Raw genomic sequence first — 26,162 nt, forward strand, 5'->3', positions numbered from 1 at the left:
GTCTGACCATTGAGCGGCCTAATGCAACCGCGACCGGATCCGGCGCAAGGCCAACCAGACCCCGCCCACGACCAGCGGGGTCAGCAGTGCCATCAGACCGGGTTTCTCCAGGCCCAGCGGCTCGGCCAGCGGCAGGGCGACATTGGCCAGCAGCCCCACGGCATAATAGCTGATCGCCACCACCGACAACCCCTCGACCGTGTGTTGCAGCCTGAGTTGCAGATCGGCTCGCCGGTCCATGCTGGCCAGCAAGGTCTGGTTCTGCGCCGAGCGCGCGACCTCGACCTGGGTGCTCAGCAGCCGGCCGGCGCGCATGGCGCGTTCGGACAGCACCGCCAGGCGGGCCTCGGCGGCGCGCACGGTCCGCATCGCCGGGTCCCAGCGGCGGCGCATGAACTCGTCCAGCGTCTGCCGGCCGCCAAAGCGCGTCTCGCGCAGCACGGCGATCCGGTCCAGCACGATCGCCGCATAGGCCCGTGTCGCGCTGAACCGGAACGAGGCCGACATTTCGAGCTGCTCGAGCTCGGCCGACACCGCCATCAGGTCGTCCAGCACCGACTCGGCCTGGCTGCCGGCCTGCGCCATGCCGGTCACCAGATCGGCCAACCGGCGATCCAGCGCGCCCATCTCGCCCGAGACGAGGCGCGCCCGCGCCAGCCCCAACATCGAGAGCGCGCGATACATCTCGATCTCGCACAGGCGCTGGACGATGCGGCCGACCCGCCGCGCGCCCTGGTCGGGATGGACGAAGACCGCCATGCGCACATGCCCCGCCGGGTCGATGCGGAAATCCGAGGCCAACACCGCGGCGCCGTCCAGCACCCGGGCCACGGCCAGGCTTTCGCCCACGAACCAGTCGTCCAGCTTGCGGCCCAGCGCGGCCTCGTCGCAGGCCCCGTCCGCCAGGGGCATGGGTTCGATGCGGAACAGGATCGAGGTGACGCGCACCCCCGGCGCCGCCGCCAGCCAGTCGGCGGGAAACAGGTCGAACCCGGCCGGGTCAAAGGGCCGGTCGCTCAGCCCTTCGGCAAAGGCGACCCAGGTCGTGGCCTCGGTGTGGTTTTCCCATTTGACGCCGTGGCGACCCAGCATTCCGGCGTGGTGATTGGCGTCGGGGGCGGGATGCGGCGCGCCGTGACGGTCCAGCAGGGCCAGGAGATGCGCGCGGTCCAGCGCCCGGTCGCGCGCCGCCGCGTCCTGCGCGGGCTTCAGCGCCAGAAACACCGCGGTCGCCGGCACCGGGATCAGCGGCGCGGGGCGGGCGTGCAGTTCGTTCGTCAGCGCGTAGCGCAGCGGGTGGTCCTGGATGGGCGGCATGGTGGGGTCGCGCGTTGAGGGGTTTTCGACACATAAGCGCAGGATGGGCGCACAAAAAACCGCCGAAGTGTCGCAAGCCCGGTCGCGGGACGGTGTGCAAAGGTATCCTTGTATTTGCGCAACAGGCGCTCACCCCCGGTCGAACAGCCCCTTGAGCGCCGCCCCGGTCACCGCGCTGACCCCCGGCCGGCGCCCCATGCGGAACGGCAGCGGCCGGCACAGGTCCATGGCCGCCAGCCCGACGCGCGCCGTCAAGGCGCCGTTCACCACGCCCTCGCCGAAGCGGCGCGAGAGTTTGGACAGCAGCCCCCCGCCGGCGAGCGAGCCGATCAGGTCGTCGCCCACCGCCACCAGGCCGGTCGCCATCAGATGCACCGCCACCGCCCGCGCCAGCCGCCAGTTGCCAAAGGCCCCGGGCCGTCCGCCATAGAGTTCGGCGACCCGGCGGATCATGCGCAGGTTGGCGGTCAGGGCGGCGGCGACATCGGCAAAGGCCAGCGGGATCAGCGCCGTCGCCATCGCGACCTGGCGCGCGGCGGCTTCGATTTCCCGTTGCACCCGGGCATCGAGGCCGATCAGAAGCGTCGCCTCGAGGGTTTCCAGCACGGCCTCGGGGTCCAGAGCGTCCAGGCTGGGGTCCTGCGCGCCATAAAGCCCGCTGACCGCCTGCGCGACCGCGCGGGCCTCGGTCAGGTCGCCCCGGGCCAGCGCGCCCTCTGCCCGCGCGCGGATCGCGCCCAGGCGGCGGACGCGCGCATACCCCAGCGCCTCGCGCCCCGCCCAGAGGATCAGCGCCAGCACCAGCACCCCCGCCAGAACCGCCGCCAGCCAGCCCAGCACCGGCACGCGCGCGATGAGCCGGGCGGCGAAATCCCAGGCCGCGACGCCCAGCACCAGCGACACCAGCCCCGAGCCCGCCCAGAGCACCCAGCGCCCCGGCCCGCCGCCCGACGGCGCGCGCGCCAGCCCCGCCACGGCGCGCTGCATCGCCTGCCCTTCGGGCCTGTCGATCTCGGGCGCGGCGGCGACGTCGGGCGCGGGTTCGTCGTCGATCTCGATCACCAAGGGCCCGTGGTTCGTCATGCCGACCTCATATCAGCCACACTCAGACCAGCTTGTCGCCGATCAGGAATTCCGCCGCCGCGTCCAGACGGATATGCGGCAGGCCCTGCCCCGGGATGCGGTTCAGCACCGGGGGCGCGAAATGCATCACGCCGTAATCGCCTTGCAACCAGCGCCCGGCCCCGTCGCGGGCGGGGGCCAGCAGACGCGCCGGGTCCTCGGGCAGTTCGCCCGCATTGACCGCGGCTTGCCGGCCGTCCATCAGCCGCCCGCGCACCACATCGACCGCACGGCCGCTGTAGTCGCGGGTTTCCTCGACCGTGGCGCGCAGCGCGGCCAGCGACAACGCGGCGGTCTCGGCGCCCGAAAAGCGGGCGCGGTCGCGCGCCTCGCGCAGCATCGCCTCGACCAGGGCGGTCAGGCGGGGGTGTTGGGTGTGGTGCAGGTGGTCGGCCTTGGTCGCGGCGAACAGGATCTTCTCGACCCGCCGCCCCCTCAGTAGCGACGAGAAGAACCCGTTCGCCCCGGGGCGAAAGGCCTGCAACACCTCGGCCATGGCGCGGCGCTGATCTTCCAGCGCGGCCGGGCCCTGATGCACCGCCTCGAGCACGTCGATCAGCACGACCTGCCGGTCGATGCGGGCAAAATGGGCCTCGAAGAAGGGGCGGACGACCTGCGCCTTGTAGCCGTCAAAGCGGCGCGCCATCTCGCGCCACAGGCTGCCGCGCCGGCCCTCGGCACCGGGCAGGGGCGCAAAGGTCAGGACGGGCGATCCGGCCAGGTCGCCCGGCAGCAGGAACCGCCCGGGCGAGCAATCGGACCAGCCGGCGGCGCGGGCCTCGGTCAGGTAGGCGGTGAAGCTTCGCGCCAGGTCCTGCGCCACGCTTTCGTCATGCGCGCGCTGCGGGTCGGTGCCGTCGAGCAGCGCCAGGAAAGGCCCGGCCTGGTCGCGGCTGGGCAGGCGGGCCAGCAGCTCGGCCGACCAGTCGGCATAGCTCTTGCCCATCAGGCCCAGGTCCAGCAGCCATTCGCCGGGATAATCCACGATGTCGAGGTGCAGCTTGCGCGGTCCCCCCAGCCCGGTGAGGCCCGCAAGCAGGCCCGTCGGCGCCAGCCGGAAGCTGAGTCTGAGCTCGCTGACCGCGCGGGTGCCGTCAGGCCAGCGTGGCGCGTCGCCCGTCAGCGCCGCCAGATGCGATTCATAGTCGAACCGCGGCAGTGTCATGTCGGGCTGCGGCTGCAACCAGACGCCATGGATGTGCCCGGCCTGAACGGCGCGCATCCGCTGCATGCGCCCCGGCTCCATCAGGTTCTGCACCAGCGCGGTAATGAACACCGTCTTGCCCGCACGGCTGAGCCCGGTCACCCCCAGCCGCACCACCGGCTCGAAGAACGCCTCGGACACCGTGTCGCCCACGGCTTCGATCGACTGCACGAGGCGTCCGGTCAGTGAGGGCATGACGGTGGGCGGGCTCCGTTCGGTTGCGCCGGGGGTTCGCCAAGACAATAGGCATCGCCGGGCGCAATTTGAAGGGCAAGGGCTTGCCCAATCCCCCCGCGCGGCCTTAGGTGCGGGGCATGACGGATGTTCTGCTTTCCATCGGCCACGGCTATGCCGGCCGCGCGACCGAGACCGCGTTGCCGGACGGCTGGCGGGTGCTGGGCACCTCGCGCCAGCCCGGCGCGGCGGTGCGCTGGCCCCAGGATGCCGCCCGCGCCATGGCCGAGGCCACGCATCTGCTGTCCTGGGTGCCGCCAGGGCCCGACGGCGACCCGGTGCTGCCGGTGATCGCCGACCTGCCCGCACCGCACTTGCGCTGGATCGGCTATGCCTCGGCCTCGAGCCTCTATGGCGACACCGCCGGTGCCTGGATCGACGAAACCGCCCCCGACGCGCCGACGACCGAGAGGGGCCGCGCGCGCCATGCCGCCGAACGGGCCTGGGAGGGCTTTGCCCGAACGCGCGGCCTGCCGCTGGCGCGGCTGCGCATCGCCGGTATCTACGGGCCCGGCCGCTCGGCGCTGGATGCGATCAAGGCCGGACGCGCCCAGCGGGTGACGCGGCCCGGGCAGGTCTTCAACCGCATCCATGTGGACGATCTGGGCCGGATCGCCGCCGCCGCCGCCCGGGTCCGGTTCGACGGCCCGCTGATCGTGTCGGATCACGAACCCGCCCCGCCCGCCGATGTCACGACCTATGCCGCGCGCCTGCTGGGCCTGCCCCCACCCCCCGAAATCCCCTATGCCGAGGCCCGCCTGTCACCGACCGCGCAAAGCTTCTGGGCGGAGAACAAGCGCCTCAGGTCGCGCCATCTCGACGCGCTGGGCGTCCGGCTGGACTATCCCACCTACCGCGAGGGGTTGAGCGCGCTCGCCTCGCGCGACCCACACGCCGGGGGGTGAAGGGGCAAGGCCCCCGGACCCCGCCACCACAGGACCCGCCATGCCCCGCTTCGCCTTTCGCGTCGAATACCTGGGAACGCCGTTCAACGGCTGGCAACGCCAGGACAGCCAACCCTCGGTCCAGCAGGCCATCGAAGAGGCGCTTGCGCGGGTCGAGCCGGCCGAGCCCCGCATCGCCGCCGCCGGGCGCACCGATACCGGCGTCCATGCCACGGGCCAGGTCGCCCATGCCGATCTGACCCGCGACTGGGCGCCCGAGCGGCTGATGGAGGCGGTGAACCACCATCTGAAGCCCCTGCCCGTCGCGCTGACCGCCTGCGCCCGCGTGACCGAGGATTTCCACGCGCGCTTTTCCGCCATCGAGCGGCGCTATACCTTCCGGCTGGTGGCCCGGCGCGCCCCGGTGGTGCAGGACGCAGGCCAGGTCTGGCAAGTGCGCCATCCGCTCGATGTGGCGGCGATGCGCGCGGGCGCCCGGGCGCTGATCGGCACGCATGATTTCACGACGTTCCGCGCCAGCCTGTGCCAGGCCAGATCGCCGGTGAAGTCGCTGGACGAGATCACCCTGGACGCGGTGCCCTATCCCGCCGGGGTCGAAATCCGGTTCCACCTGCGCGCGCGCAGCTTCCTGCACAACCAGGTGCGTTCGATCGTCGGCACGCTGGAACGGGTCGGCGCCGGCGCCTGGCCTCCCGGCCGCGTGGCCGAGGCGCTGGCCGCCCGCGACCGCGCCGCCTGCGGGCCGGTCTGCCCGCCGCAGGGGTTGTGCCTGACAGGCGTGGGATACCCCGAGGACCCGTTCGCGGGTTGAGAGGCTGGGGGGCCAGCCCCCCAGACCCCCCGGGATATTTGGGGCACAAAGAAGGGGGCGGTTCCGGGCCGTTCAGAGCGCGGTGCCCTCGGGCGGCTGGCAGGGTTTGGGCGCGCTGAAAGGGGTGGCGCCCAGCCCCTCGGCCCGGATCGCGGCCTGGACCGAGGGACGGGTTTCCAGCCTTTGCACCAGGGCCTTGAGCCCCGGGTAGTCAGCGGCCGTGAACCAGGCGCCCATGGGGGCATAGAGCGCCGCCCAGCGCATCGTCACGGCGGCATAGAGGTCCAGGATTGTCGGATCCGCGCCGCCGAACCAGGGTTGGCCCACGAGAGCTTCGAGCAGGGTGTAATGCCCCGCGAGGCGCCGCGTCACGCCCGCGTGCAGGGCCTCCATCGCGTCGATGTCCGGGCCGACGTATTGCTGCGGATAAAAGACGATCCGCAGATCGGCGTGCAGGGAATTCGACAGCCAGAACAGCCATTTCAGGACCGGCCCGCGCGCGGGATCGCCGGGCGGGGGCGCCAGCGGTCGGCCCGAGGGCGGCGCGCCATGGGTTTCCGTCAGCCACAGCAGGATCGCGGCGGTTTCCGACAGCGGGCCCTGCGGCGTTTCCAGCACCGGGATCAGCCCCGCGGGGTTCAGCCTGAGAAAGGCCGCGCTTTTCTGCTGGCGGATGCTGCGGTCCACCAGTTCCGTGCGATAGGTCAGGCCCAGTTCCTCGAGCGCGAGGCGCACGACGAGCGAGGCGTTGTCGGGGGCGTAGTGCAGGGTATACAAAGTCAGCCCTCCTCGCGACGGAGGATGCCGGTGACGGCGGCGGCGGACATCGCCATTTCGGGCGGGCTGGGGGCGGCGAATTCGGCGAGGGCGCGGGGCATCACGATCCTGGGGCGTCGGGGTGCCGCCACCCTCGCGGAGGGGAGGTATCGCTGTCAATTCCCGTTTCGGGCGAAAATCCGCGCCAGCCCCTATGAGAGACGCGCGGACCTGCTATAACCGGGGCATCCCCAGCCGGAGCGCCTGAAATGGTCCTGCAACTCACCCCCATCGACCGCGCGAAATTTGCCGCCGCCCGCCGGGCCGTCGATCTGGTCGAGGACGGCATGAAGCTGGGCCTCGGCACCGGATCGACCGCCGCCTGGATGGTGCGCGCGCTGGCCGAGCGGGTGCGCGAGGAGAACCTGCGGCTGACCTGCGCCGCGACCTCGCGGCGGACGGCGGAACTGGGGCAGGAGCTGGGCCTCAAGGTGCTGCCGCTGGACGAGGCCGGTTGGCTGGACCTGACCATCGACGGCACCGACGAATTCGACGCCGACCTCACGCTCATCAAGGGCGGCGGCGGGGCGCTGCTGCGCGAAAAGATCGTCGCGACGGCCTCGGACCGGATGGTGGTCATCACCGACGCCTCGAAGGAGGTGAAGACGCTGGGCCATTTCCCGCTGCCGGTCGAGGTGATCCCCTTTGGCTGGCAGGCCAGCCGGATGCTGATCGAGGAATTGCTGAACGCGATGGACGTCATGGGCACCAACGCCACGCTCAGAATGAACGGCGAACGGCCCTTTGTCACCGACGAGGGCAATGTCATCCTGGACCTGGGCCTGGGCCGGATCGGCAACCCCCGGCAATTGTCGCTGGCGCTGAATCAGGTGCCCGGCGTGATCGAGAACGGCCTGTTCATCGACATCTGCGACGCGGTGGTGATCGGCTACGCCGACGGCCGGGTCGAATTTCGGGACCTGACCGAGGGCACCGTCGAGAACGAGCGCATCATCTTCGAGGAAACCGACAACATTTTTCGCGATCTCTGACCTGCGACAGCTTGCCGGTGGAAATCGCGCGCCGATGGCCTATTCTGGGTCCAACACCGGAGGTTCCCATGTCTGCCACGCTGCCCGACCCCGACCAGGACCCGCGCCTGCCCCGGCTGGTGCGGCTGTATATGCGGCAGGTTGCCATCGGCTTTGGCCTGTCGGGGGTGTTCGTCGGGTTGCTTCTGGGGTTCGACGTGGCCCATCTGCGCAGCCTGATGATGGCGACGCAGGGCGGGTTCATTGCCGCCTTCATGCTGTTCTTCTTCAACGGGTTGGTGTTCGCCGGCGTGCAATTCGCCATCACCATCATGCGCATGGCCGACCCCGACGACAAGGGGCCGAAGGGCGGGCACCGCGCGCCGGTGGCCACGCGCCAGCCCGCGCGGGTGCGCGTCTCTGCCGGGCGTTGAAAGCCGGGCGGTGAAACCGGGCCTGGGGTCCCGGCGTCGGGGGATTGGGTGGCGGGCCCGCAGCGACCGTTTCGGGCTGATTTTCCCGAGAGCCTGACGAATCAGGTGGGCGCCAGATACCAGGGCCAGGACCCTGACAGAGCCAGCTCCCTCGGAAATGCTTATCGGCCACTGGAAAAGTGCCGTCCACGTGAAGAGCAGAACCCGCCGCCTCATACTCTAGGCTTCGGAAGGCCGCGCTTCAAGGGGGCGCAGGCACTGGACCAAAGCGGGAACATCCGTTAACCTCGGCGCCATGCCCGACGATCTGCTTCTGCCCGGTCAACGGCTGACGCGCGGCGTTGCCCGCCTGCTGCGCAGCCACGATTTCGCCACCCTCGACGAGGTGGCGCCGCGCCCTGGACTCAGGGCCGATGTGATGGCTCTGGGTCCAGGCGGCGAAATCTGGATCGTCGAATGCAAATCCTCGCGCGCGGATTTTCAGTCGGACCGCAAATGGCAAGGCTATCTGGAATGGTGCGACCGCTATTTCTGGGCGGTGCCGGCGGATTTCCCGGTCGATATCCTGCCGCGCGACGTGGCCGGGCTGATCCGCGCCGACGACTGGTTCGGCGAGATCGTCGCCATGGCCCCCGACCGGCCGCTGGCCGCCGCACGGCGCAAGGCCCTGACGCTGCGCTTTGCACGGATGGCCGCGCTCAGGCATCACGCGATGCGCGACCCGCGCCCCTAGGTCAGTCGCTGACGCCCCACCAGCGCAGGGTCTGGCGGAAATGGTGGTCGATACCGGCCACGGCCGCCACGGCATCGCCCGAATCCAGCGCATCCAGGATGACCAGGTGTTCCTGCATGGCCGAGGCGATCCGGTCGGCCAGGAAGGGGCGCGTGCGCTGGATGATCGCCACCCGGGTCCGGTTGGCCTCGTAGCTGTCTTGCAGCAGCGGATTGTCCAATGCCTCGGCCAGGAGGTCGTGCAGGCTGAGATCCACCGCGATGGCGCGCGCGGACAAGGGTTGATCCGGCCCCGCTCCGGTGCCGTTGGCGACGCAGGCCAGCAACGCCTCGTGGTCGCGGCGCAGCGCCGCCAACGCCGGCCCGCCCCCCCGCGCGATCAGGCGGCGCGCGCCCTCGCTGTCCAGCACCGCGCGCAGGTCCAGACAGGCGCGCGTCCGGTCGCTGCCCGCATCCATCACCCGCACACCCCGCTTTGGCAGAATCTCGACGAAACCCAGCGCCTCGGCCCGTTTGACGGCCTCGCGCACCGAGGCGAGCGGAAAGCCCAGGATCGCGATCAGGTCCGACATGGAAAAGAAGGAACTCGACGGCAGGCGCCCGGTGCGCAGCGCGGCGACAAAGCGCGCGTGGGCCTGATCCGCCGCCAGGGCCTGCAAAGGCTCGATCCGGTTCATGCACCCTCCTGCGGGTCGATTATCAGGAAACCCAGACAAATGTTTCCTGAAATTCCTGAATAAACATCACCTGGCATTCTATGTAACATGTCAGATATCCGCGCTCAAGATCACAAAGCGGACACAGACCAACACGGGAGATCCCTTCGCATGGCCCACGAGGACCTGACTGTCGCGGCGCACGATCGCGCGCTCTACAACGAAGACCTTGCCCCCATACCGCACGACCGGCGCAAATGGGGCAGTTTCGAGATCTTCAACGTCTGGAACAACGACATCCAGAGCCTGTTCGGCTACACGCTGGCGGCCTCGTTGTTCATATCCTACGGCCTGAACGGCTGGTGGACGCTGGCGGCGATCGTGCTGTCGGGCGTGTTCGTGATGATCCTGGTGAACCTGACCGGGCGCCCTTCGGTGCGCTACGGGGTCCCCTATGCGGTCATGGCGCGGGCGTCGATGGGGGTAACGGGCGCACGGTTTCCGGCCACGATCCGGGGCATCGTCGCGATCTTCTGGTATGGCGCGCAGACCTATTTCGCCTCGACCGCGGTGTCGCTGATGCTGTCGTCGCTGCTGGGGCTTTCGGGCGATGGCGCGACCGTTCTGGGCATGACGGGAATCGACTGGATCTCGTATGTGCTGGTGGCGCTGTTCCAGATCGGCCTGTTCATGATGGGCATCGAATGGGTCGGCAAGTTCCTGAACTGGGCCGGGCCCTTCGTCTACGCGGTGATGATCGCGCTGGCGCTGATGATCTGGTGGAAAGCGGGCAACGGCCTGTTCACCGAGATCGGCAACATCTTTCAAGCCAACGAAGCGGAAGCGACGCGCGGCCCGGTCATGGCCTTCATCGCCATCGTCGGCACGATGATCGCCTATTTCGCGGCGGTGGTCATCAACTTCGGCGACTTCGCCCGCTTCGTGCAGACCGAGGGTCAGATGCGGCGCGGCAACTTCTGGGGGCTGCCGGTGTCGATGGCCTTCTTCTCGTTCATTGCGCTGTTCATCACGGCCGGCACGGTGGTGCTGTTCGGGGAAAAGCTGACCAACCCGGCCGACATCGTCGCTCGGGTGGACAATCTGGGCCTGACGGTGATCGCCGCGCTGACCTTCTTTGCCGCGACCGTCGGCATCAACCTGGTCGCCAACTTCATCCCGGCGGCCTATGACATGGCGAACCTTGCGCCGTCGCGGATCAGCGCGCGCAGCGGCGGCATCATCGCGGCGGTCATCGCCTTTGTCATCGGCGCCCTGTGGGTTTCGGTCATCTCGCAGATCGGCATCGCCAAGTTCGTCGATACGCTGGGCGCGACGCTGGCACCGCTCTATGGCATCCTGGTGGCGGACTACTACCTGGTGCGCCGCGGAAAGCTGAACGTGCAGGACCTGTTCTCGGCCAGCCCCGAGGGGGCCTATCACTATGCCAACGGCTGGAACAAGGCGGCGATCGGCGCCTTTGCGCTGGCGGCGATCTTCTCGCTGGCGACGGTGTGGGTTCCGGCGCTTGGGGCCCTGTCGGGCTTTGGCTGGGTGATCGGCGCGGTGCTGGGCGGCCTGCTGCACGTCATCTTCATGCGCCGCGCGGCGCAGCCCCAGGGCTGAGCGATCCGGGGGGGCCGCGCCTTTCCCTGGCCCCCTGGCCTGGCCCCCGCGTCCGACGTGGGGGCCTTTTTGCATCGCCCGCGTGGCGCGCGTGGCGAGGTGGCCGGGACCCGAAACGCAAGACGCCCCACCGGGTCGGGTGGGGCGTCGGGGGCGTCAGGGGCGCAGGGGCGCCGCGATCAGTTCGAGACGCTTTCCAGATAGGCCCACATGTCCTCGGCCCCCGAGGCGAGGCGGAAGTTCATCCCCGCGCGCCCGCTGTCGATACCGAGTTGCGCGTGCAGGAACGCGTTGGGATCGGCGACATACTGGGTGAACAGGTCTTCGGTCCAGACCGCGCCGGTGGCGGCGTAATCCTGCATCAGCTGGCTGTAGCGGAACCCGTCCTGCGAGCCGACGGCGCGTCCCGACAGGCCGTAGAGGTTGGGCCCGGTGCGGCCGCCGCGCTGGATCACGGTCCCGTCGGGGGCGGTGATGGAATGGCAGCTCCGGCAGTTGCGCCACAGGGCCTCCCCGGCCGCGGCATCGCCGGCGAAGGCGGTGGTGGCCGAAGCCCCCAGCGAAACGGCCGCAACGGCGGACAGGGCAACGATTTTCATCATGACGATACTCACTCCGGCTGCGCGGGGCAGCGATGCCTCGCAGGACTCTGTGCCCGCCCTATATAGGCCATGGCCCCCGGGCAGGTCTAGGGAATGCAACGATTTGTCACACGGATGTCACGGCTTGAGCCGGAATCCGCTTTTGATCCACGCCCAGCACAGAACCGACAAGGCCAACGCGACACCCGCAGTCACCGCCAGCCCCAGGGCGGGCGCCGCGTCGGATTGACCCAGATAGGCAAAGCGCGCGCCGTCGATCAGGTAGAAGATCGGGTTCAGATGGCTGAGCGTCGCCATGACGGGCGGCATCGCGGCGGTGGAATAGAACGTCCCCGACAGGAACGACAGCGGCGTGACGATGAAATTGGTGACGGCAGCGATCTGGTCGAACTTGGCCGCCAGGATGCCGGCGGCGATCCCCAGCGCGCCCAGCATCGCGCCGCCGATCACCGTGATCGCCAGCAACCACAGCGGATGGGCCGGCCACAGCCCCAGCGCCAGGCCGACCGCCAGCACGATCACCGCCGCGACAAGCAACCCGCGCGCGATGCCGCCGGCCAGGTAGCCCGTAACGATCTCGGCCGGGGACAGCGGCGGCATCAGCGTGTCCACGATGTTGCCCATGACCTTTGCCCCGACCAGCGACGACGAGGTGTTGGCAAAAGCGTTCTGGATCACCGACATCATCAGGATACCGGGCGCCAGAAAGGCGACAAAGGGCACCCCCATGACCGGCGCGCGGTTGCCCCCCATCGCCAGCGAGAAGATGCCGATGAACAGCCCCGCGGTGACCAGCGGCGCGGCGACGGTCTGCTGCCAGACGGCAAGGAACCGTTTCACTTCGCGCCGCGCGAGCGTCGCCATGCCGACCCAGTTCATCCGGCCGAAACGGCGTGCGCCCATGGCGCGCAGCTCGGTCAGGGATGCGGCCGGGACGGGGGAACGGGTCATGGCGGGTTTCCTTGGTCAGGGGCGCGGACGGGGCGCGGACGGATCGGGCGGGGTTCAGGGCATTGCGTTCGACGCGGGCTGCTTGTATCTCACCCACTCCCCGATAGAATAGGGGCGATCGACGCCAAGGCCCGTATCGACGGGCCGTTTTCATGCAGTTTCTCGCGGAGCGCAACCGATGTCCTGGACCGATGAACGGGTCGAATTGCTCAAGAAGATGTGGGCCGAGGGCAAATCCGCCTCGCAGATCGCCAAGGAACTGGGCTCGGTCACCCGCAACGCGGTGATCGGCAAGGTCCACCGGCTGGGCCTGTCGAGCCGCACCAGCGACAGCGCCTCGGACCCCGAACCCGCCGCCAGCGCCCCGGCGCCGGACGCGGCACCCGCGTCCACCCTGGAACCGGCCGCGCGCGCGCCCGCGCCGCAACCCGAGCCCGCGCCGGCCGCCGAACCTGCCGCCCCGTCGAGCCGCCCGCGCGCGCCGCGCCCCGGCCACCGCCCCCGCCCCGGTGCCCGGCCGCCGCCCGATCGTGCCCGCCGGACAGCCGCTGCCGCCGCAACCTTCGGCCAACGAGATCTCGCCCGAAACCCTGGCCACGGTGCGCGAGGTCGAGAAGACCGCGCGCAAGCTGACGCTGATGGAACTGACCGAGCGGACCTGCAAATGGCCGATCGGCGACCCCGCGACCGAGGAATTCTGGTTCTGCGGACTGCCCTCGGCGCCCGGAAAACCCTATTGCGAGGCGCATGTGTCGGTGGCGTTCCAGCCGATGCAAGCGCGCCGCGACCGCCGGCGCTAGGCGCGGCGCGGGACGCGGAACCGCAGGCGCCGGGGGGCTGCTCGCCCCCCGGACCCCCTCGCCAAAGGGGGTTTTCCACCCCCTTTGGATACCCCCGAGGATATTTCCGGCACAAAGAGGGGGTCTGTCAGGCGCCGGTCAGACCGGGTTCGGCAGCGGCTCGCCGCGTTGGAAGGCGCGCGCGTTGGCCACCGCCATGAGGCCCATCTGCGTGCGGACCTCGAGCGCCGCCGTGCCGAGGTGGGGCAGAAGCGTGACATTGTCGAGTTGGCGCAGGGCCTCGGGGACACGGGGTTCGAATTCGTAGACGTCGAGCCCGGCTCCGGCGATGCGCCGTTCCCGAAGCGCGGCGATCAGCGCCGCTTCGTCCACGATATCGCCGCGCGCGATGTTGACCAGATGCGCGTGAGGCCGCATTGCCGCCAGTTCCCGCGCGCCGATCAGATGGTGGGTCGAGGGTGCGGCGGGCACCGCGACCACCACCACGTCCGACTGGTCCATCAGCGCCAGCAGGCTGTCCACGGGCTGCGCGCCAGGCACCGCGCGCGGGCTGCGGGTGTGGTAGAGCACGCGCATGTCGAAGCCGAAATGCGCCCTCCTGGCGATCGCCTGCCCGATCCGCCCCATGCCGACGATCCCCAGCGTCTTGCCCGTCAGGTGCAGGCCCAGCATCTGGGTGGGGTGCCAGCCCTCCCACCGGCCCGAGCGCACGAGGCGCTCGCCCTCGGCCGCGCGGCGGGCGCTCATCAGCATCAGCGCAAGGGCGATGTCGGCGGTCGCGTCGGTCACCGCGCCCGGGGTGTTCGTGACCTGAAGCCCCGCCGCCCGCGCTGCCGCCACGTCGATGTGGTTGTAGCCTACGCCGAAATTGGCCAGCAGGCGCGCCCGGGGCGTGCAGGCGGCAAAGATCGGGGCCTGGAACCGGTCGCCCAGCGTCGGCAGCACCACATCGTAGCCGGTCAGCGCGGCGATCATTTCGGCATCGCTCATCGGTGCGTTCGAAGGGCGCACCGTGACGTCGAAGGCCGCGCGGGCGGCGTCGAGCACGGCATCGGGCAGAGGGCGCGCGATGAAGAGCCGCATCAGCACATCCGCGCGCCGTTCGGCACCGCGCGCTCGGGCCCGATCACCACCACCGCGTCGGCGGCATCGTGCAGGCCCAGCACCAGAACTTCGGACAGGAAAGGGCCGATCTGGCGCGGCGGAAAGTTGACCACGGCCAGCACCTGACGGCCCAGAAGATCGTCCTTGCCGTAATGCGCGGTGATCTGCGCGGACGAGCGTTTGACGCCGACTTCGGGGCCGAAATCGACGGTCAGCTTCCAGGCGGGTTTGCGCGCCTGGGGGAAGTCGTCGACCGCGATCACGGTGCCGGCGCGGATATCGACCTTGAGGAAATCGTCGAAGGAAATCATTGCCCCAGCTCCCGCGAGCGGTCGGCGGCGGCCTGCACCGCCCGGGCCAGCAGGGGCGCGAACCCGTCGGTTTCGTTCATCAGCACGCCCAGCGCAGCCGCGGTGGTGCCGCCCGGCGAGGTGACGTTGATCCTGAGCTGGGCGGCGCTTTCCGGCGATTGGTGCGCCAGTTCGCCGGCCCCGCAGACCGTCGCCCTCGCCAGCCGCGTGGCCATCTCCTCGGGCAGGCCCTGCGCGACGCCGGCGGCGGCCAGGGCCTCGATCAGGTGGAACACATAGGCGGGACCCGAGCCCGACACCGCGGTCACCGCATCCATCTGCGATTCGGAGTCCAGCAGCACGGTCTCGCCCACGGCGGCCATCAATTGCTGCGCCAGCGCCAGCGCGTCCGGGCTGACCCGCGCATTGCCGATCAGCGCCGAGATCCCGCGCCCGACGGCGGCTGGCGTATTGGGCATGACCCGCACCACGGGCGTGCCCACGCCAAGCGCGTCTTCGATGGCTTGCAAGGACGTGCCCGCGGCGATCGACACAAAGACCGTGCCCCCGCCCCCCAGCGCCTGTAGCCTGGGCAATGCCGCGCCCATCATCTGCGGCTTCACCGCCAACAGCGCCATGGCCGGCGTCGCCGGCAGCGGGCCGTTCAGATGCACGCCGGTCGCTTTCAACCAGTCCGACGGCGCAGGTTCGAGAACATGCACCGACGCCACCGGAAGCCCCGTTTTCAGCCAGCCCTCGAGCAGGGCCGAGCCCATCTTGCCGCAGCCCAGCAGCACAATCCCCCGCTGGGCGATGTCGCGCATGTCCATTCCGCAATCCCTTTCCGTTTGGTCAGAGCCTAGCGGCGGGTCGCGGCAAGCGAAAGGGCCCCTTGCCGCGGATTTTGGGGGTCCGGATTTTTGGACTCGGGTGGCTGCCGCGCGGCGCGGGCGCCAAGGAGGTCAGGCGCGCCCGTAGGCCTGCGCGATGGCCAGCTTCAGGGCCTCGTCCGGGGCCCGGTCGGCCCAGGCGACCAGTTGAAAGGCCGGGTAGAAGCGTTCGCACGCGGCGACGGCGGCTTGAATCATCTGGTCGATCTGTTCGGGCGCGGCGATCTGCGCACCGCTCAACAACAGGCCGTAGCGCCAGACCATCAGGTTCTGCTGCGCCCAGTAGGTGAAGCCGCCCGACCAGACCAGATCGTTGGCCAGGTTGAGGATTTCGTAAACCTCGGCCATGCGGTCGGTCGGGGGTTCCATGTCGTAGGTGCAGATCAGGCGCAGGGTCTCGTCCGCGCCGGACCAGGCGAGCGTCAGCGAATAGCTTCGCCACTGCCCTTCGACCGACATGGCGATCTGGTCGTCCGCGACACGGTCGAAATCCCAGGCGCGAAATTCGGCCAGGGTCTCGACGATGTCGATCGGATGGATCTCGGCGGTCAGCAGGTGGTCCTCGACGAGGGGCATATCCCGGCTTTCTCTGTTCGAGCCTCAACGGGGCCGCCCCACTATCACTGTGGGTTACGGCGAAGAGAGCGTCAATATCTGGCCTCTCTTACTAGATATGGTGGACGATGCGCGAAACCCTGTAAAGGTCTTTTTCTTGTGGAAAACTTGGCAATTCTTGCCCTGCGCGCGCCCTCGACCGGAAATCCGCCGACCGGAAATCCGCCGACTGGGGGTGCCCGGCGCCGGGTCCGGCCGGGGCGGCCTTGAACCCGGGTCTCGGCAGGGCGCGCGTGCGACGTTTCCACAGGGCGGCGCGGGGTGTAGACTGGAACCCGTCCCCGCCGCACCACCGGAGCCTGCGACATGCGCCCTGCCCCCGTCTTTGCCCTGATCCTTGCCCTTGCGCCGGCCGCTGCCGGCGCCGCCAGTTTCGACTGCACCCTGCCCACGCTGACGCCCAACGAACTGGCGATCTGCAACAACCGCGATCTCAACGATGCCGATGTGCAGATGGTCACCACGTTGCACCTGCTGAGCGGATTGTTCGGCATGGGTCGGCGCGGCGCGATGATGGACGACCAGCGCGCCTGGCTGCAAGGGCGCATGGCCTGTGGCGCTGATGTCGCCTGCATCCGCGAGTCCTATGCCCGTCGCCTGCAAGAGTTGCAGGCCGTCTATGACAGCATCGACCGGCCACTCTGACCTGTTCCCCGGCGCGATCCGCGTCTAGTCTGACGACGGGATCGCCGGAGGTCGGAATGCGATTTGATCCAGGGCTTGCGCTAACCGCGGCGACCGTGGCGGGGCTGGGTCTGGCGGCGCTGGGCCGCTGGGCGCTGGACAGCGCGATGATCGAGGGGCCGGGCCTGGCGCTGGCCTATCTGGCGGGTGGGGTCCCGGCGGCGCTGACGGCGCTGCGCGAATTGCGCACGCGCCGCATTCTGGACATCGACCTGTTGATGGTCACCGCCGCGCTGGCCGCGCTGGCGGTCGGCGCGGCGCTGGAGGGGGCGGTGCTGCTGGCGCTGTTCTCGATCTCGAACACGCTGGAAGACCGCGCCATGGGCCGGGCCCGCCGCGCGGTCGAGGCGCTGATGGCGCTGCGCCCCGAGACCGCCTTTCTGGTCACCGCCGACGGCGTCGTCGAGGTTCCCGTCGCGACCTTGAGCGCGGGCGACACGGTGGTGCTGCGCCCCGGGGCGCGGGTGCCGGTGGACGGGGTGATCGCCTCGGGCGACGGGTCGCTCGACGAAAGCACGATCACCGGCGAATCGATGCCCGTGCACAAGGCCGCCGGCGCGCCGGTGTTCGAGGCGACGGTGAACCTGAACGGCGTGTTGCAGGTCACCGTGACGCGCGCGATGGCCGATTCGACCGTCGCCCGGATGATCGCCCTGGTGACCGAGGCCCAGGCCGCCAAGGCCCCGTCCGAGCGTTTCAGCGATTGGTTCGGCCAACGCTACACGCTGCTGGTGCTGATCGGCGCGGGGCTGGCACTGGCCGGGTTTCTGGCGCTGGGCTGGGGCTGGAACGACGCGCTTTACAGGGCGGCGACGCTGCTGGTCGCGGCCAGCCCCTGCGCGGTGGTGATCTCGGTTCCGGCGGCGATCCTGTCGGCCCTGGGCGCGGCGGCCCGCGGCGGCGTGCTGTTCAAGGGGGGCGCGGCGCTGGAAACCCTGGCCGAGGTGCGGGCCTTTGCCTTTGACAAGACCGGCACGCTGACCACCGGCAAGGCCGAGGTGACGGGCCTGTGGGCGGCCGAGGGCGACCCCGACGCGGTGCTGCGTCTGCTGGCCGGGATCGAGGCCCAGTCCGAGCACCCGATCGGGCTGGCCGTCCGCGCCGAGGCCCTGCGACGCGCGCTGACCCCGATTGAGGTGACCGAGGTCCACACGACCCCCAGCGAAGGGATCGAGGGGCGTGACCCCGAGGGTGCGCTGTGGGCCGGAAACGCGCGGATGGCGACGCGTCAGGGCGCCGGACTTGCCCACCCGCCGGCCCTGGCCGAGGGGGCCCAGACGCTGGTGTTGCTGGGGCGCGGATCACGGCTGCTGGGGGCGGTGACGGTCGCCGACCGCCCGCGCGACAGCGCCCGGGCCGGGCTGGCGGCGCTGCGATCCTCGGGCGTGGCCCGGCGGGCGATGATGACGGGCGACCGGCGCGCGGTGGCGCTGCGAATCGGCGCCGAACTGGGCCTGACCGAGGACGAGATCCACGCCGACCTGCTGCCCGGCGACAAGGTCCGTCTGGTGGCCGACCTGGCCCGCGACGGCAAGGTCGCCTTTGTCGGTGACGGCGTGAACGACGCGGCCGCGTTGGCGCGCGCCGATGTCGGCATCGCGATGGGCGCGGCCGGGTCCGAGGTGGCGCTTCAGGCAGCCGACGTCGCGCTTCTGTCCGACGACATGACCCGCCTCGCCGCGGCGCATCGGCTGGCCCGCCGCACCGCCCGCGTGATCCGCCAGAACCTGGCCTTCGCGCTGGGGGCGATGGCGATTCTGGTCACCGCCGGGCTGATCTGGGAACTGCCCCTGCCGCTGGCCGTGCTCGGCCACGAGGGGGGCACGCTTCTGGTGGTGATGAACGGGCTCAGGTTGCTTGCGGACCCGATCCGCGCCGACCGGGGCGCCGCTAGAACCGCGTCCAGGGATTGATCCCCTGCCGCCTCAGGGCGCGGTAGATCAGCACCATGTAGAGAACGTCACAGACGAACACGGTGACGATGAAACTGGCGACAAAGGCGCCCTCGGTGCCCCGTGTGAGCAGGTAGACCACGCCGCCGGTGACCGATGTGCCGATCCACTTTGCCCAGGCGATGGTGAAGCTTTGCCCGTCGGTGGTGCCGCGCGCGAAGAACATCGCCAGGAACGAGATCGACATGATCGCGTTCTGCCCGAAGGCGATCAGCTTGGCGGCCTCGATCTGGTCGCGGTGGAAATAGACGTCGAACTGTCGAAAGAACTGCCCGCCGGTATACATCACGCAGCCCGAGAAGATCAGCAACCCCGCCGTGAACGCCAGCCACTGCCCCCGGCTCAACCCGTATATTCGCGCGAATTCTTTGTATCCAAAGCGGAAATAGGTATACAGGATGATCGCGTCCAGCACCGCCCAGATCAGGAAGATGACCTGCGCCTTGAGCCCGCCATGGGGGATCAGCGTGGCGTCCGCGCTGCCATAGGGCGGGATCGCCAGGGCAAAGACCAGCTCCCACGCCAGGTTCAGCGCCAGCGCGACGATGGGCATCCCATAGGTTTGATCCTTGAAACCGCGATAGATGATCGCCGCATAGGCCAGCGCCCAGGCATAGGTGCACAGATGATAGGCGGCGATGGTCCAGGTCTGCATGAAAGGCGTTGCGTCTCAAGGGCATGACGGGTTTTTCGCGCCGTGTGTGGCACGCTGGCCCGGTTCTGTCCAGCCGCCCCGCCGGGGCCGCCGGCAACGTTCCGCCTGTGGGCCGCGCGGGAATGGCGCCCCCCTCCCCCTTTCACAGGCGCGAGCCATGCGCTATCTGCTCCCCACAGGAACAGGAGTCCGCCATGGATTACGAAAAGCCCGGCCCGGTCGAAGAGAACTGGCGCGACGCAATCTCGACGATCGAGGAGATCATCGACGAGGCCCGCAACGGACGCATGTTCGTGCTGGTGGACCACGAGGACCGCGAGAACGAGGGCGATCTGGTGATCCCCGCGCAGATGGCCACGCCCGAGGCGATCAACTTCATGGCGACCCACGGTCGCGGGCTGATCTGCCTGTCGCTGCCCGGGCACCGGATCGACGCGCTGGGCCTGCCGCTGATGTCCACCAACAACGCCTCGCGTCACGAGACCGCCTTTACCGTTTCGATCGAGGCGCGCGAGGGCGTGACCACCGGCATTTCCGCCTATGACCGCGCCCGCACCGTCGCCGTCGCCATCGACCCGTCCAAGACCGGCGCCGACATCGCCACGCCCGGGCACATCTTCCCGCTGCGCGCGCGCGAGGGCGGCGTGCTGGTGCGCGCCGGCCATACCGAGGCCGCGGTGGACATCGCGCGGCTGGCCGGGCTCAACGCCTCGGGTGTGATCTGCGAGATCATGAAGGACGACGGCGAGATGGCGCGCCTGCCCGACCTGGTGGCCTTTGCGCAAAAGCACAATCTCAAGATCGGCACGATCAGCGACCTGATCGCCTATCGCCGCCGCCACGACAACCTGGTGCGCGAAAGTGCCCAGCGTGCGGTGACGTCGGTGCATGGCGGCGACTGGTCGCTGCGGGTCTTCACCGACCAGACCCAGGGCGCGGAACACATCGTCCTGGCGATGGGCGACCTGACCACGGACGCGCCGGTGCTGGTGCGGATGCACGCGATGAACCCGCTCGAGGACGTTCTGGGCATCGGCGCGGGCCACGCGGGGGACCTCAAGGGCGCGATGAAGCTGATCGCGGCCGAGGGGCGCGGCGTCGTGGTGCTCTTGCGCGACACGCAGATGAAGCTCGATCTCGATGAACACGGCGCGCCCCGCATCCTGCGCCAATACGGCCTGGGCGCGCAGATCCTGGCGGCGCTGGGCTTGCACCGCATCACGCTGGTGACGAACTCGCCCACCCCGCGCGTCGTGGGCCTGGACGCCTACGGGCTGGCCATCGCCGGCACCCGCCCCATCCCCAAGGAGTGATCCCATGGCCGGAGCCAGCCACTATTCCCTGCCCCTTCCCGCCTTTGACAAACTCGTCAAGGTCCTGATCGTCGTCGCCCCTTATTATCGCGACATCGCCGACAACCTGATCGCCGGGGCCAAGGCCACGCTCGAACAGGCCGGCGCGACCTGGGAGCTGATCGAGGTTCCCGGCGCGCTCGAGGTTCCCGCCGCCATCGGCCAGGCCTGGCGCATGGCCAATTTCGACGGGTTCGTGGCGCTGGGTTGCGTGATCCGCGGCGAGACCACTCATTACGACACGGTCTGCAACGACAGCTCGCGCGGCCTGACGCTGCTGGGGCTGCAAGGCGCGTGCCTGGGCAACGGCATCCTGACGGTGGAAACCTACGACCAGGCCGCGGTCCGCGCCGATCCCGCCGATCAGAACAAGGGCGGCGGCGCGGCGGCGGCGGCGCTGCACCTGATCGCGCTGCAACGGCGCTGGGGCGGCGCGCGGGGCAACGTGGGCTTCCGCCCGGCCGGCGACCAGACCATCCAGCTTGCACAAGGGGGCGACCGGGCATGAGCGGCAGCACCGACGCCAAACGCGCGCTGCGCTCGGCCGCACGCTTCTACGCGGTGCAGGCGCTGTTCCAGATGGAAAGCTCGGGCCAGACCGTGGACAAGGTCCGCGCCGAGTTCGAAACCTATCGGATCGGCGCCGAGGGCGACGAGGAAACCTGGGTCGAGGCCGATCTGGCGCTGTTCCGCACGCTCTTGGACAAGGCCGTCGATCAGCAGGCGACGATCGACCAGATGACCGACCGCGCGCTGGTCGCGAAATGGCCGATCGCGCGAATCGACCCGACGCTGCGCGCGCTGTTCCGCGCGGCCGGGGCGGAACTGGTGGAAACCGCCACGCCGCCGCGGGTCGTCATCACCGAATACGTGCAACTCGCGCAGGCCTTTTTCCCTGAGGGGCGCGAATCGAAATTCGTGAACGCGGTCCTCGACCACATGGCGCGCGAGGCCCGGCCCGAGGCGTTCTGAAACCCGCCAGATCGCGCACAGCTTGACTCGAGGGGTGCGCGCCACCCGCGGGCCGGCCGCCCCTTCTTTGTGCCGCAAATATCCTGGGGGGTGAGGCCGTCAGGCCGAGGGGGGCAACGCCCCCCTTTTTTTCCTCAGCGTTCGGTCAGCTTCAGCTCGATCCGGCGGTTCTGCGCGCGCGCCGCGGGCGAGGATCCCGGCACCACCGGCCGATATTCCCCGAACCCGGTGGCCGCCAGCCGTTCCGGCGGAAAGCCCAGGTCGTTGATGAGGAACAGCACCACCGACAGCGCCCGCGCCTGGCTCAGTTCCCAGTTCGAGGCGTAGCGCCCGCCGGGCCGGATCGGCGCGTCGTCGGTGTGCCCGTCCACGCGCAGGATCCAGTCGATCGCCGGCGGGATTTCCCGCGCAATTTCCAGCAGCGCCGCGCCGATGCTGCGGATCTGCGCCTGGCCTGCGGCCGACAGATCGGCCGAGCCCGGCTCGAACAGCACCTCCGACGAAAAGACGAAGCGGTCCCCCACAACCTGCACCCCGTCGCGGCCCGACAGGATCTCGCGCATCTGGCCGAAGAATTCGGAGCGGTAGCGCGCCAGTTGTTCGGTCTCGGCCTCCAGCCGGCGGCGCTCGGCCTCTTCCAGTTCGGCGCGGCGGCGTTCCTCGGCCGCGACCCGCGCAAGGGCCGCGTTCAGATCGGACCCCAGCGATTCGATCTGGGTGTTCGCCTCGGCCTCGCGGGTGCGCGATTCGCCCAGCAGGTCCTGCAACCCGGCGACCTGCCGCTGCAACTGCGCGACCTGTTCGTTCAGCAGGGCCAGCCGCCGCTGTTCTTCGGTCGAGGCCTCCTGCGCGTCGGCCAGTTGCTGTTGCGCCAGTTGCAGCAGGGCGCGGCGCGTTTCCGATTCGGTGGCCTGGCGATCCGCCTGCCCCTGGGCGTCGTCGCGCGCCGCCTGCGCGGCGGCCAGCAGCGTCAGCGTTTCCTCGGCGCGGGCGCGCTGCGCCTCCAGCGCCAGCGTCATCGCGGTCAGTTCGGCGTCGGAATTCTGCAACCGCTCGCGCAGGGCCTGCGCGGCGGCGGCCTGCGCCAGGCGCTCGCGTTCGGCGGCATCGAGCGCGGTCTGCATCCCCGCCAGGCGCTGGCGCAGGGCCTCGGCCGCGGCGGCTTCGGCCAGACGCTGGCGTTCCGCTTCCGACAATGCTCCATCGAACGTGCTGGCCCGCGCCAACAGCGCCTGCCGCGCCGCCTGTTCATCGCTGAGCTGCCCCTCCAGTTCCGCGATTCGCGCCCGTGTCGTGTCATCCAGCGCGGCCAGCTGCGCCAGGGCCTGTTGCCGCGCCAATTGTTCGTCGTTCAGCCGGGATTCAAGGTCCGCCAGCCGCGCGCGCGTTTCGGCATCCAGCGACGCAAGCTGCGCCAGGGCCTGCTGGCGCGCGGCCTGTTCGTCGGTCAGTCGGGCCTGCAATTCGGCGATCCGGGCGCGGGTCTGATCGTCCAGCGACGCCAGATCCGCCAGCGCCTGCTGGCGGGCCACCTGCGCATCGCTGAGCTGCGTCGCCAGGTCCGCGATCCGCGCGCGCGTGGTGGCGTCCAGTTGGGCCAGATCCGCCAGCGCCTGCTGGCGCGCGACCTCGGCCGCCGACAGCGATTGCTCAAGTTCGGCGATGCGCGCGCGGGTTTCATCGTCCAGCGCCGCGAGCCGGGCCAGCGCCTGCTGCCGGGCCAGTTCACTGTCCGAGAGTTGCGCGCTCAAGGCCGCGATGCGTGCCTGCTGGGCCGCGGTTTGCGTCGCCAGTTCGGCCAGCGCGGCCGCGCGCGCGGCCTCGGTCTCGGCCAGACGCTGGCGGGTGGTCTGGGCCTCGGCGCGCGCCAGATCCAGCGCCTGCCGGGTCTGCGTCACCGCCGCCAGCGCCGCGTCGCGCGCCTGCGTCGTCTCGGTCAGCCGCGCCAGCATGTCGGTCAACGAGGCCTCGGCGGTCTGCGCGCGCCCGCGCATCTCGGCCAGCGCGGCCTCGACAGCCTCGCGCTGGGCGGCGGCCAGCCGCGCGGCCTCGGCCTGGGCGTCGATTTCGTCGCGCGCCCGGGCCAGCGCCGCGTTCAGCGCCTCGGATTCGCTGAGCAGCGCGTCGCGGCGGGATTCGGTCTCGGCCAGACGCGCGCCCAGATCCGAGCGTTCGGCGATCAGCGCGGCGACCTGAGCCTCGAACGCCGTGATCCGGGTGCGCGCGTCCTGAAGATCGGCGTTGCGCGCCGCCAGGTCGCGGCCCAGCGCGGCCAGCGCGGCCTCTTGCTGGCGCGTCGTGGCGCGCAGGCTGTCGAGGTCGGCGTTCAGCCCCGTCACCTGCCCTTCGAGCGTGGCGACACGGCCGCGCGACAGGCCCAGCGCATCGGTCAGGCTGGCGACCTGCTGCGTCAACCCTTCCAGTTCGTGGTCTTGCGTGGTGATCTGTTCGCGCAGCACCGACTGCACGATCATGAAAATCGACAGCACGAACATCAGCACCAGCAGCAGCGCCGACATGGCATCGACGAATCCCGGCCAGATCGATGCCGAAAATCGGTTGCCGCCGCGCCGCGAGAGCCCCATCAGTAGCCGTCCTCGGCGCTGACCTGGGGCGGTGGCTGCCGGTTCAGGTGTCGCACCGCCTGCGTCAGAACCGCCAGATCGCTGCGCAGATCGGCCATGGATTCCTGCCGCCCGGCGGACAATTCCTCAAGGATGCGAACCAGTTGCACATCCATGGAGCGCAGGCGAAGTCGGGTTTCGGCCTCGACATGGGGTTCCGCGTCGGGGCCGGACAGCAAGGCGATCAGCCGCTCCTGCCCCTCGGCCAGCCGTGCCAGCGCGGCCTCGGCGCCGGCGGCGCTGTGGGTCTGCTGGGCCAACCGCTCGACCGCATTGGCAAGGCTGCCCAGGGCCGCGTCACGCTCACCGCGACCGGCCTCGGCGCGGGCCTGAAGGTCCTGCAAGGCGAGCATCTGGTCGGCCAGGGTATCCAGCACCTCGACCATGGCCGCCATCTGGCCGCCGCCCTCGCCGTCGCCCAGCGCCGAGCCGAGGCGGGTGATCGAGGACAGCCATTCCTCGAGCTCGCGGTAGAACCGGTTCTGCGCCTGGGTCGCAAAGAGTTCGAGCAATCCGACCACCAGCGACCCGGCCAGACCCAGCAGGGACGAACTGAACGCCGTGCCCATGCCGCCCATCTGGGCCTCGAGCCCGGTCATCAGGCGGCCGAACCCCGACAGCGCGGTTTCGCCCTCTTGCGGTGCCAGCGAGCGGATCGTTTCCACCACCGCCGGAACCGAGGTCGCGAGTCCGTAGAACGTGCCCAGAAGCCCCAGCAGGATCAGCAGGTTGACCAGATAGCGCGTGATATCGCGCTCTTCCTCGATGCGGGTGCCGACCGATTCCAGAATCGACCGGGTCGAACTGGCCGAGATATGGCTGGAGGTGCCGTGCGCCCTGAGCAGCGATGCCAGCGGCGCCAGCAAGCGCGGCGCAATGGTGATCTGGTGGCCCGGCGTCTGCGCGACGAATCCGCCGACCCAGCGCACCGAACTGAACAACTGCCCGATCTGCCAGAAGGTCGCCAGCACGCCGATCACGAAGATCAGCGCGATGAACCCGTTGAGCGAGATATTGGCCAGGAAGATGCCCGAAATGCGGGGATAGGCCAGCGCGACGCCCGCACCGACCAGCGCCAGGGACAGCAGCATCAAGGTCAACTGGCGCAACGGCGGTGTGAACTGGACACGACCGATCGGCCCCAGCGTGCCTGCTCTCAACTGCTTCGCCATCCGTGCACCCGGTTCTTGCTGACACAAAATCTAGGGGTATTGCCCCTGTTTGCCAACAAGGAACTACACGCCCTTCAACACCTTCACGCGATCCGACAGCCATTCCAGCTCAGGGTCGGGCAGGCCCAGCGCCGCCAGATGCGCGGCGGTCTGATGCAAGTACTCGCAATTCGGCCCGCGCCCGCCGACCGCGCGGGCGATGCGCTGCGCCTGATCCTCCAGCGCCATGCCGCCGCAATACTGGTCATGGGCGCGGTCGATCACATAGACCACCGCCAGAACCTCGCGCCCGTCGTCCAACCGCAGGGGGCGCACCTGTTCCAGATAGGCGGCCGAGATCAGCTCGCGCGCGCGCAGGTATTCCAGCGTCTCGTCGGCGATCTCGGCGGCGATTTCAAAGGCCACGCCGTGGCATTCGGCACCTTCGGCGGCATCGAGCGCCAGCACCAGGCCCGGCTGGGCCTCGGTCCCGCGATGGTGGATGGACAACATGCAGAACGACCGGCGGAACCCGTCCAGCCGGGCCAGCCGTCGCGAGGTCCAGGCGAACCCCGGGTTCCACACCAGCGATCCATAGCCAAAGACCCACAGCGGTTGCATGACAGTTCTCCGAACCCGGCCGCGCGGCGGGACTGGCCCCGCGCCGCAGGGGCATGTAAACAGCCCGGGGAACA

26 protein-coding genes and 1 pseudogene are annotated in these 26,162 nt (G+C 69.8%); 12 read left to right on the top strand and 15 right to left on the bottom strand.

From position 1 onward, the window contains the following. Nucleotides 1–18 precede the first annotated feature (18 nt). From H6900_15505 to H6900_15515, 3 genes are all read right to left on the bottom strand, one after another. Nucleotides 19–1,317 (bottom strand): DUF3422 domain-containing protein, encoded by a 1,299-nt coding sequence (locus H6900_15505; GenBank protein MCC0074688.1) that lies wholly within the window; start codon nucleotides 1,315–1,317, stop codon nucleotides 19–21. A gap of 129 nt (nucleotides 1,318–1,446) precedes the next feature. Further along, on the bottom strand, nucleotides 1,447–2,400 hold the full coding sequence (locus tag H6900_15510; protein ID MCC0074689.1) for a DUF697 domain-containing protein: 954 nt from the start codon (nucleotides 2,398–2,400) through the stop codon (nucleotides 1,447–1,449). 22 nt (nucleotides 2,401–2,422) lie between these two features. Next, a complete protein-coding gene (locus H6900_15515) occupies nucleotides 2,423–3,838 on the bottom strand; it encodes a YcjX family protein (protein ID MCC0074690.1) in 1,416 nt (471 codons plus the stop codon). Nucleotides 3,839–3,957: 119 nt separating this feature from the next. On the opposite strand from H6900_15515, the gene H6900_15520 reads away from it, so the two are divergent. Beyond that, on the top strand, nucleotides 3,958–4,782 hold the full coding sequence (locus tag H6900_15520; GenBank protein ID MCC0074691.1) for an SDR family NAD(P)-dependent oxidoreductase: 825 nt from the start codon (nucleotides 3,958–3,960) through the stop codon (nucleotides 4,780–4,782). Nucleotides 4,783–4,822: 40 nt separating this feature from the next. Next, nucleotides 4,823–5,593, top strand: coding sequence for a tRNA pseudouridine(38-40) synthase TruA (gene truA / locus H6900_15525; protein MCC0074692.1), 771 nt, complete (start codon nucleotides 4,823–4,825; stop codon nucleotides 5,591–5,593). 72 nt (nucleotides 5,594–5,665) lie between these two features. Here the strand turns inward: truA and H6900_15530 are convergent, their stop codons facing one another. Further along, nucleotides 5,666–6,376 carry a glutathione S-transferase family protein gene (locus H6900_15530; GenBank protein MCC0074693.1) on the bottom strand — a complete coding sequence of 237 codons (711 nt, stop codon included), beginning with the start codon at nucleotides 6,374–6,376 and terminating at the stop codon, nucleotides 5,666–5,668. Between the two features lie 242 nt (nucleotides 6,377–6,618). Between H6900_15530 and rpiA the strand changes: the two genes are divergently transcribed. The 3 genes from rpiA (at nucleotide 6,619) to H6900_15545 (ending at nucleotide 8,547) form a co-directional block, all read left to right on the top strand. Continuing rightward, nucleotides 6,619–7,401, top strand: coding sequence for a ribose-5-phosphate isomerase RpiA (rpiA, locus tag H6900_15535; protein ID MCC0074694.1), 783 nt, complete (start codon nucleotides 6,619–6,621; stop codon nucleotides 7,399–7,401). 107 nt (nucleotides 7,402–7,508) lie between these two features. Then, nucleotides 7,509–7,814 carry a hypothetical protein gene (locus H6900_15540; protein ID MCC0074695.1) on the top strand — a complete coding sequence of 102 codons (306 nt, stop codon included), beginning with the start codon at nucleotides 7,509–7,511 and terminating at the stop codon, nucleotides 7,812–7,814. A 295-nt stretch (nucleotides 7,815–8,109) separates the two neighbouring features. Next, a complete protein-coding gene (locus H6900_15545; protein ID MCC0074696.1) occupies nucleotides 8,110–8,547 on the top strand; it encodes an MmcB family DNA repair protein in 438 nt (145 codons plus the stop codon). Between the two features lies 1 nt (nucleotide 8,548). On the opposite strand, the gene H6900_15550 is transcribed toward H6900_15545, so the two are convergent. Continuing rightward, nucleotides 8,549–9,223 (bottom strand): GntR family transcriptional regulator, encoded by a 675-nt coding sequence (locus tag H6900_15550; GenBank protein MCC0074697.1) that lies wholly within the window; start codon nucleotides 9,221–9,223, stop codon nucleotides 8,549–8,551. A gap of 150 nt (nucleotides 9,224–9,373) precedes the next feature. On the opposite strand from H6900_15550, the gene H6900_15555 reads away from it, so the two are divergent. Beyond that, nucleotides 9,374–10,825, top strand: a complete 1,452-nt coding sequence (locus tag H6900_15555; protein ID MCC0074698.1) for an NCS1 family nucleobase:cation symporter-1 — start codon at nucleotides 9,374–9,376, stop codon at nucleotides 10,823–10,825. A gap of 179 nt (nucleotides 10,826–11,004) precedes the next feature. Here the strand turns inward: H6900_15555 and H6900_15560 are convergent, their stop codons facing one another. After that, complete coding sequence (locus tag H6900_15560; protein MCC0074699.1) at nucleotides 11,005–11,427, bottom strand: cytochrome C; 423 nt, start codon at nucleotides 11,425–11,427, stop codon at nucleotides 11,005–11,007. A 117-nt stretch (nucleotides 11,428–11,544) separates the two neighbouring features. Then, entirely contained in the window at nucleotides 11,545–12,330 is a 786-nt protein-coding gene (locus tag H6900_15565; GenBank protein MCC0074700.1) for an ABC transporter permease, read from the bottom strand. A gap of 226 nt (nucleotides 12,331–12,556) precedes the next feature. Here H6900_15565 and H6900_15570 point away from each other — a divergent pair. Continuing rightward, nucleotides 12,557–13,178: pseudogene (locus H6900_15570) on the top strand (GcrA cell cycle regulator). A gap of 138 nt (nucleotides 13,179–13,316) precedes the next feature. On the opposite strand, the gene H6900_15575 reads toward H6900_15570, so the two are convergent. From H6900_15575 to H6900_15590, 4 genes are all read right to left on the bottom strand, one after another. Further along, the gene (locus H6900_15575; protein ID MCC0074701.1) at nucleotides 13,317–14,261 is read right to left on the bottom strand and encodes a D-glycerate dehydrogenase; all 945 of its coding nucleotides are present in this window, start codon (nucleotides 14,259–14,261) and stop codon (nucleotides 13,317–13,319) included. After that, nucleotides 14,261–14,593, bottom strand: coding sequence for a tRNA-binding protein (locus H6900_15580; protein MCC0074702.1), 333 nt, complete (start codon nucleotides 14,591–14,593; stop codon nucleotides 14,261–14,263). Before H6900_15580 ends, H6900_15575 begins: the two co-directional genes overlap by 1 nt. After that, nucleotides 14,590–15,402 carry a pyrroline-5-carboxylate reductase gene (locus H6900_15585; GenBank protein ID MCC0074703.1) on the bottom strand — a complete coding sequence of 271 codons (813 nt, stop codon included), beginning with the start codon at nucleotides 15,400–15,402 and terminating at the stop codon, nucleotides 14,590–14,592. The genes H6900_15580 and H6900_15585 overlap by 4 nt, the downstream gene beginning before the upstream one ends. A gap of 132 nt (nucleotides 15,403–15,534) precedes the next feature. After that, nucleotides 15,535–16,038: a YbjN domain-containing protein gene (locus H6900_15590; GenBank protein ID MCC0074704.1), complete on the bottom strand. Its 504-nt coding sequence runs from the start codon at nucleotides 16,036–16,038 to the stop codon at nucleotides 15,535–15,537. Nucleotides 16,039–16,383: 345 nt separating this feature from the next. Here H6900_15590 and H6900_15595 point away from each other — a divergent pair, with 345 nt between their 5' ends. Next, the gene (locus tag H6900_15595; protein MCC0074705.1) at nucleotides 16,384–16,722 is read left to right on the top strand and encodes a hypothetical protein; all 339 of its coding nucleotides are present in this window, start codon (nucleotides 16,384–16,386) and stop codon (nucleotides 16,720–16,722) included. 56 nt (nucleotides 16,723–16,778) lie between these two features. Then, nucleotides 16,779–18,674, top strand: coding sequence for a cadmium-translocating P-type ATPase (gene cadA, locus H6900_15600; GenBank protein MCC0074706.1), 1,896 nt, complete (start codon nucleotides 16,779–16,781; stop codon nucleotides 18,672–18,674). On the opposite strand, the gene H6900_15605 is transcribed toward cadA, so the two are convergent. Then, nucleotides 18,652–19,368, bottom strand: coding sequence for a hypothetical protein (locus tag H6900_15605; GenBank protein ID MCC0074707.1), 717 nt, complete (start codon nucleotides 19,366–19,368; stop codon nucleotides 18,652–18,654). The genes cadA and H6900_15605 overlap by 23 nt on opposite strands. Nucleotides 19,369–19,562: 194 nt before the next feature. Here H6900_15605 and ribB point away from each other — a divergent pair, with 194 nt between their 5' ends. Genes ribB through nusB form a run of 3 tightly spaced genes read left to right on the top strand, consistent with a single transcriptional unit; the run spans nucleotide 19,563 to nucleotide 21,692 of the window. Then, a complete protein-coding gene (ribB, locus tag H6900_15610) occupies nucleotides 19,563–20,681 on the top strand; it encodes a 3,4-dihydroxy-2-butanone-4-phosphate synthase (GenBank protein ID MCC0074708.1) in 1,119 nt (372 codons plus the stop codon). Nucleotides 20,682–20,685: 4 nt separating this feature from the next. Continuing rightward, nucleotides 20,686–21,228, top strand: a complete 543-nt coding sequence (locus tag H6900_15615; GenBank protein MCC0074709.1) for a 6,7-dimethyl-8-ribityllumazine synthase — start codon at nucleotides 20,686–20,688, stop codon at nucleotides 21,226–21,228. Continuing rightward, nucleotides 21,225–21,692 (top strand): transcription antitermination factor NusB, encoded by a 468-nt coding sequence (gene nusB, locus H6900_15620; protein ID MCC0074710.1) that lies wholly within the window; start codon nucleotides 21,225–21,227, stop codon nucleotides 21,690–21,692. The genes H6900_15615 and nusB overlap by 4 nt, the downstream gene beginning before the upstream one ends. Nucleotides 21,693–21,826: 134 nt before the next feature. On the opposite strand, the gene H6900_15625 is transcribed toward nusB, so the two are convergent. The 3 genes from H6900_15625 to H6900_15635 form a co-directional block, all read right to left on the bottom strand. After that, complete coding sequence (locus H6900_15625) at nucleotides 21,827–24,277, bottom strand: peptidoglycan -binding protein (GenBank protein MCC0074711.1); 2,451 nt, start codon at nucleotides 24,275–24,277, stop codon at nucleotides 21,827–21,829. Continuing rightward, nucleotides 24,277–25,488: a biopolymer transporter ExbB gene (locus tag H6900_15630; protein ID MCC0074712.1), complete on the bottom strand. Its 1,212-nt coding sequence runs from the start codon at nucleotides 25,486–25,488 to the stop codon at nucleotides 24,277–24,279. Before H6900_15630 ends, H6900_15625 begins: the two co-directional genes overlap by 1 nt. A gap of 63 nt (nucleotides 25,489–25,551) precedes the next feature. Then, nucleotides 25,552–26,088 carry a gamma-glutamylcyclotransferase gene (locus H6900_15635; GenBank protein MCC0074713.1) on the bottom strand — a complete coding sequence of 179 codons (537 nt, stop codon included), beginning with the start codon at nucleotides 26,086–26,088 and terminating at the stop codon, nucleotides 25,552–25,554. Between the last annotated feature and the right edge of the window lie 74 nt (nucleotides 26,089–26,162).

The sequence above is a fragment of the Rhodobacter sp. genome (assembly GCA_020637515.1).
In the GTDB taxonomy this organism is placed as follows: Bacteria; Pseudomonadota; Alphaproteobacteria; order Rhodobacterales; family Rhodobacteraceae; genus Pararhodobacter.

Excerpts from the sequence above, each read along its gene's own strand:
- H6900_15560 (MCC0074699.1), bottom strand. The coding sequence starts at position 11,427 with ATGATGAAAATCGTTGCCCTGTCCGCCGTTGCGGCCGTTTCGCTGGGG.
- cadA (MCC0074706.1), top strand. The coding sequence starts at position 16,779 with ATGCGATTTGATCCAGGGCTTGCGCTAACCGCGGCGACCGTGGCGGGG.
- H6900_15565 (MCC0074700.1), bottom strand. The coding sequence starts at position 12,330 with ATGGGCGCACGCCGTTTCGGCCGGATGAACTGGGTCGGCATGGCGACG.
- H6900_15510 (MCC0074689.1), bottom strand. The coding sequence starts at position 2,400 with ATGACGAACCACGGGCCCTTGGTGATCGAGATCGACGACGAACCCGCG.
- H6900_15520 (MCC0074691.1), top strand. The coding sequence starts at position 3,958 with ATGACGGATGTTCTGCTTTCCATCGGCCACGGCTATGCCGGCCGCGCG.
- ribB (MCC0074708.1), top strand. The coding sequence starts at position 19,563 with ATGGATTACGAAAAGCCCGGCCCGGTCGAAGAGAACTGGCGCGACGCA.
- H6900_15550 (MCC0074697.1), bottom strand. The coding sequence starts at position 9,223 with ATGAACCGGATCGAGCCTTTGCAGGCCCTGGCGGCGGATCAGGCCCAC.
- H6900_15575 (MCC0074701.1), bottom strand. The coding sequence starts at position 14,261 with ATGCGGCTCTTCATCGCGCGCCCTCTGCCCGATGCCGTGCTCGACGCC.
- H6900_15505 (MCC0074688.1), bottom strand. The coding sequence starts at position 1,317 with ATGCCGCCCATCCAGGACCACCCGCTGCGCTACGCGCTGACGAACGAA.
- H6900_15630 (MCC0074712.1), bottom strand. The coding sequence starts at position 25,488 with ATGGCGAAGCAGTTGAGAGCAGGCACGCTGGGGCCGATCGGTCGTGTC.
- nusB (MCC0074710.1), top strand. The coding sequence starts at position 21,225 with ATGAGCGGCAGCACCGACGCCAAACGCGCGCTGCGCTCGGCCGCACGC.
- H6900_15615 (MCC0074709.1), top strand. The coding sequence starts at position 20,686 with ATGGCCGGAGCCAGCCACTATTCCCTGCCCCTTCCCGCCTTTGACAAA.
- H6900_15625 (MCC0074711.1), bottom strand. The coding sequence starts at position 24,277 with ATGGGGCTCTCGCGGCGCGGCGGCAACCGATTTTCGGCATCGATCTGG.
- rpiA (MCC0074694.1), top strand. The coding sequence starts at position 6,619 with ATGGTCCTGCAACTCACCCCCATCGACCGCGCGAAATTTGCCGCCGCC.
- H6900_15555 (MCC0074698.1), top strand. The coding sequence starts at position 9,374 with ATGGCCCACGAGGACCTGACTGTCGCGGCGCACGATCGCGCGCTCTAC.
- H6900_15635 (MCC0074713.1), bottom strand. The coding sequence starts at position 26,088 with ATGCAACCGCTGTGGGTCTTTGGCTATGGATCGCTGGTGTGGAACCCG.
- H6900_15590 (MCC0074704.1), bottom strand. The coding sequence starts at position 16,038 with ATGCCCCTCGTCGAGGACCACCTGCTGACCGCCGAGATCCATCCGATC.
- H6900_15605 (MCC0074707.1), bottom strand. The coding sequence starts at position 19,368 with ATGCAGACCTGGACCATCGCCGCCTATCATCTGTGCACCTATGCCTGG.
- H6900_15545 (MCC0074696.1), top strand. The coding sequence starts at position 8,110 with ATGCCCGACGATCTGCTTCTGCCCGGTCAACGGCTGACGCGCGGCGTT.
- truA (MCC0074692.1), top strand. The coding sequence starts at position 4,823 with ATGCCCCGCTTCGCCTTTCGCGTCGAATACCTGGGAACGCCGTTCAAC.
- H6900_15580 (MCC0074702.1), bottom strand. The coding sequence starts at position 14,593 with ATGATTTCCTTCGACGATTTCCTCAAGGTCGATATCCGCGCCGGCACC.
- H6900_15585 (MCC0074703.1), bottom strand. The coding sequence starts at position 15,402 with ATGGACATGCGCGACATCGCCCAGCGGGGGATTGTGCTGCTGGGCTGC.
- H6900_15595 (MCC0074705.1), top strand. The coding sequence starts at position 16,384 with ATGCGCCCTGCCCCCGTCTTTGCCCTGATCCTTGCCCTTGCGCCGGCC.
- H6900_15515 (MCC0074690.1), bottom strand. The coding sequence starts at position 3,838 with ATGCCCTCACTGACCGGACGCCTCGTGCAGTCGATCGAAGCCGTGGGC.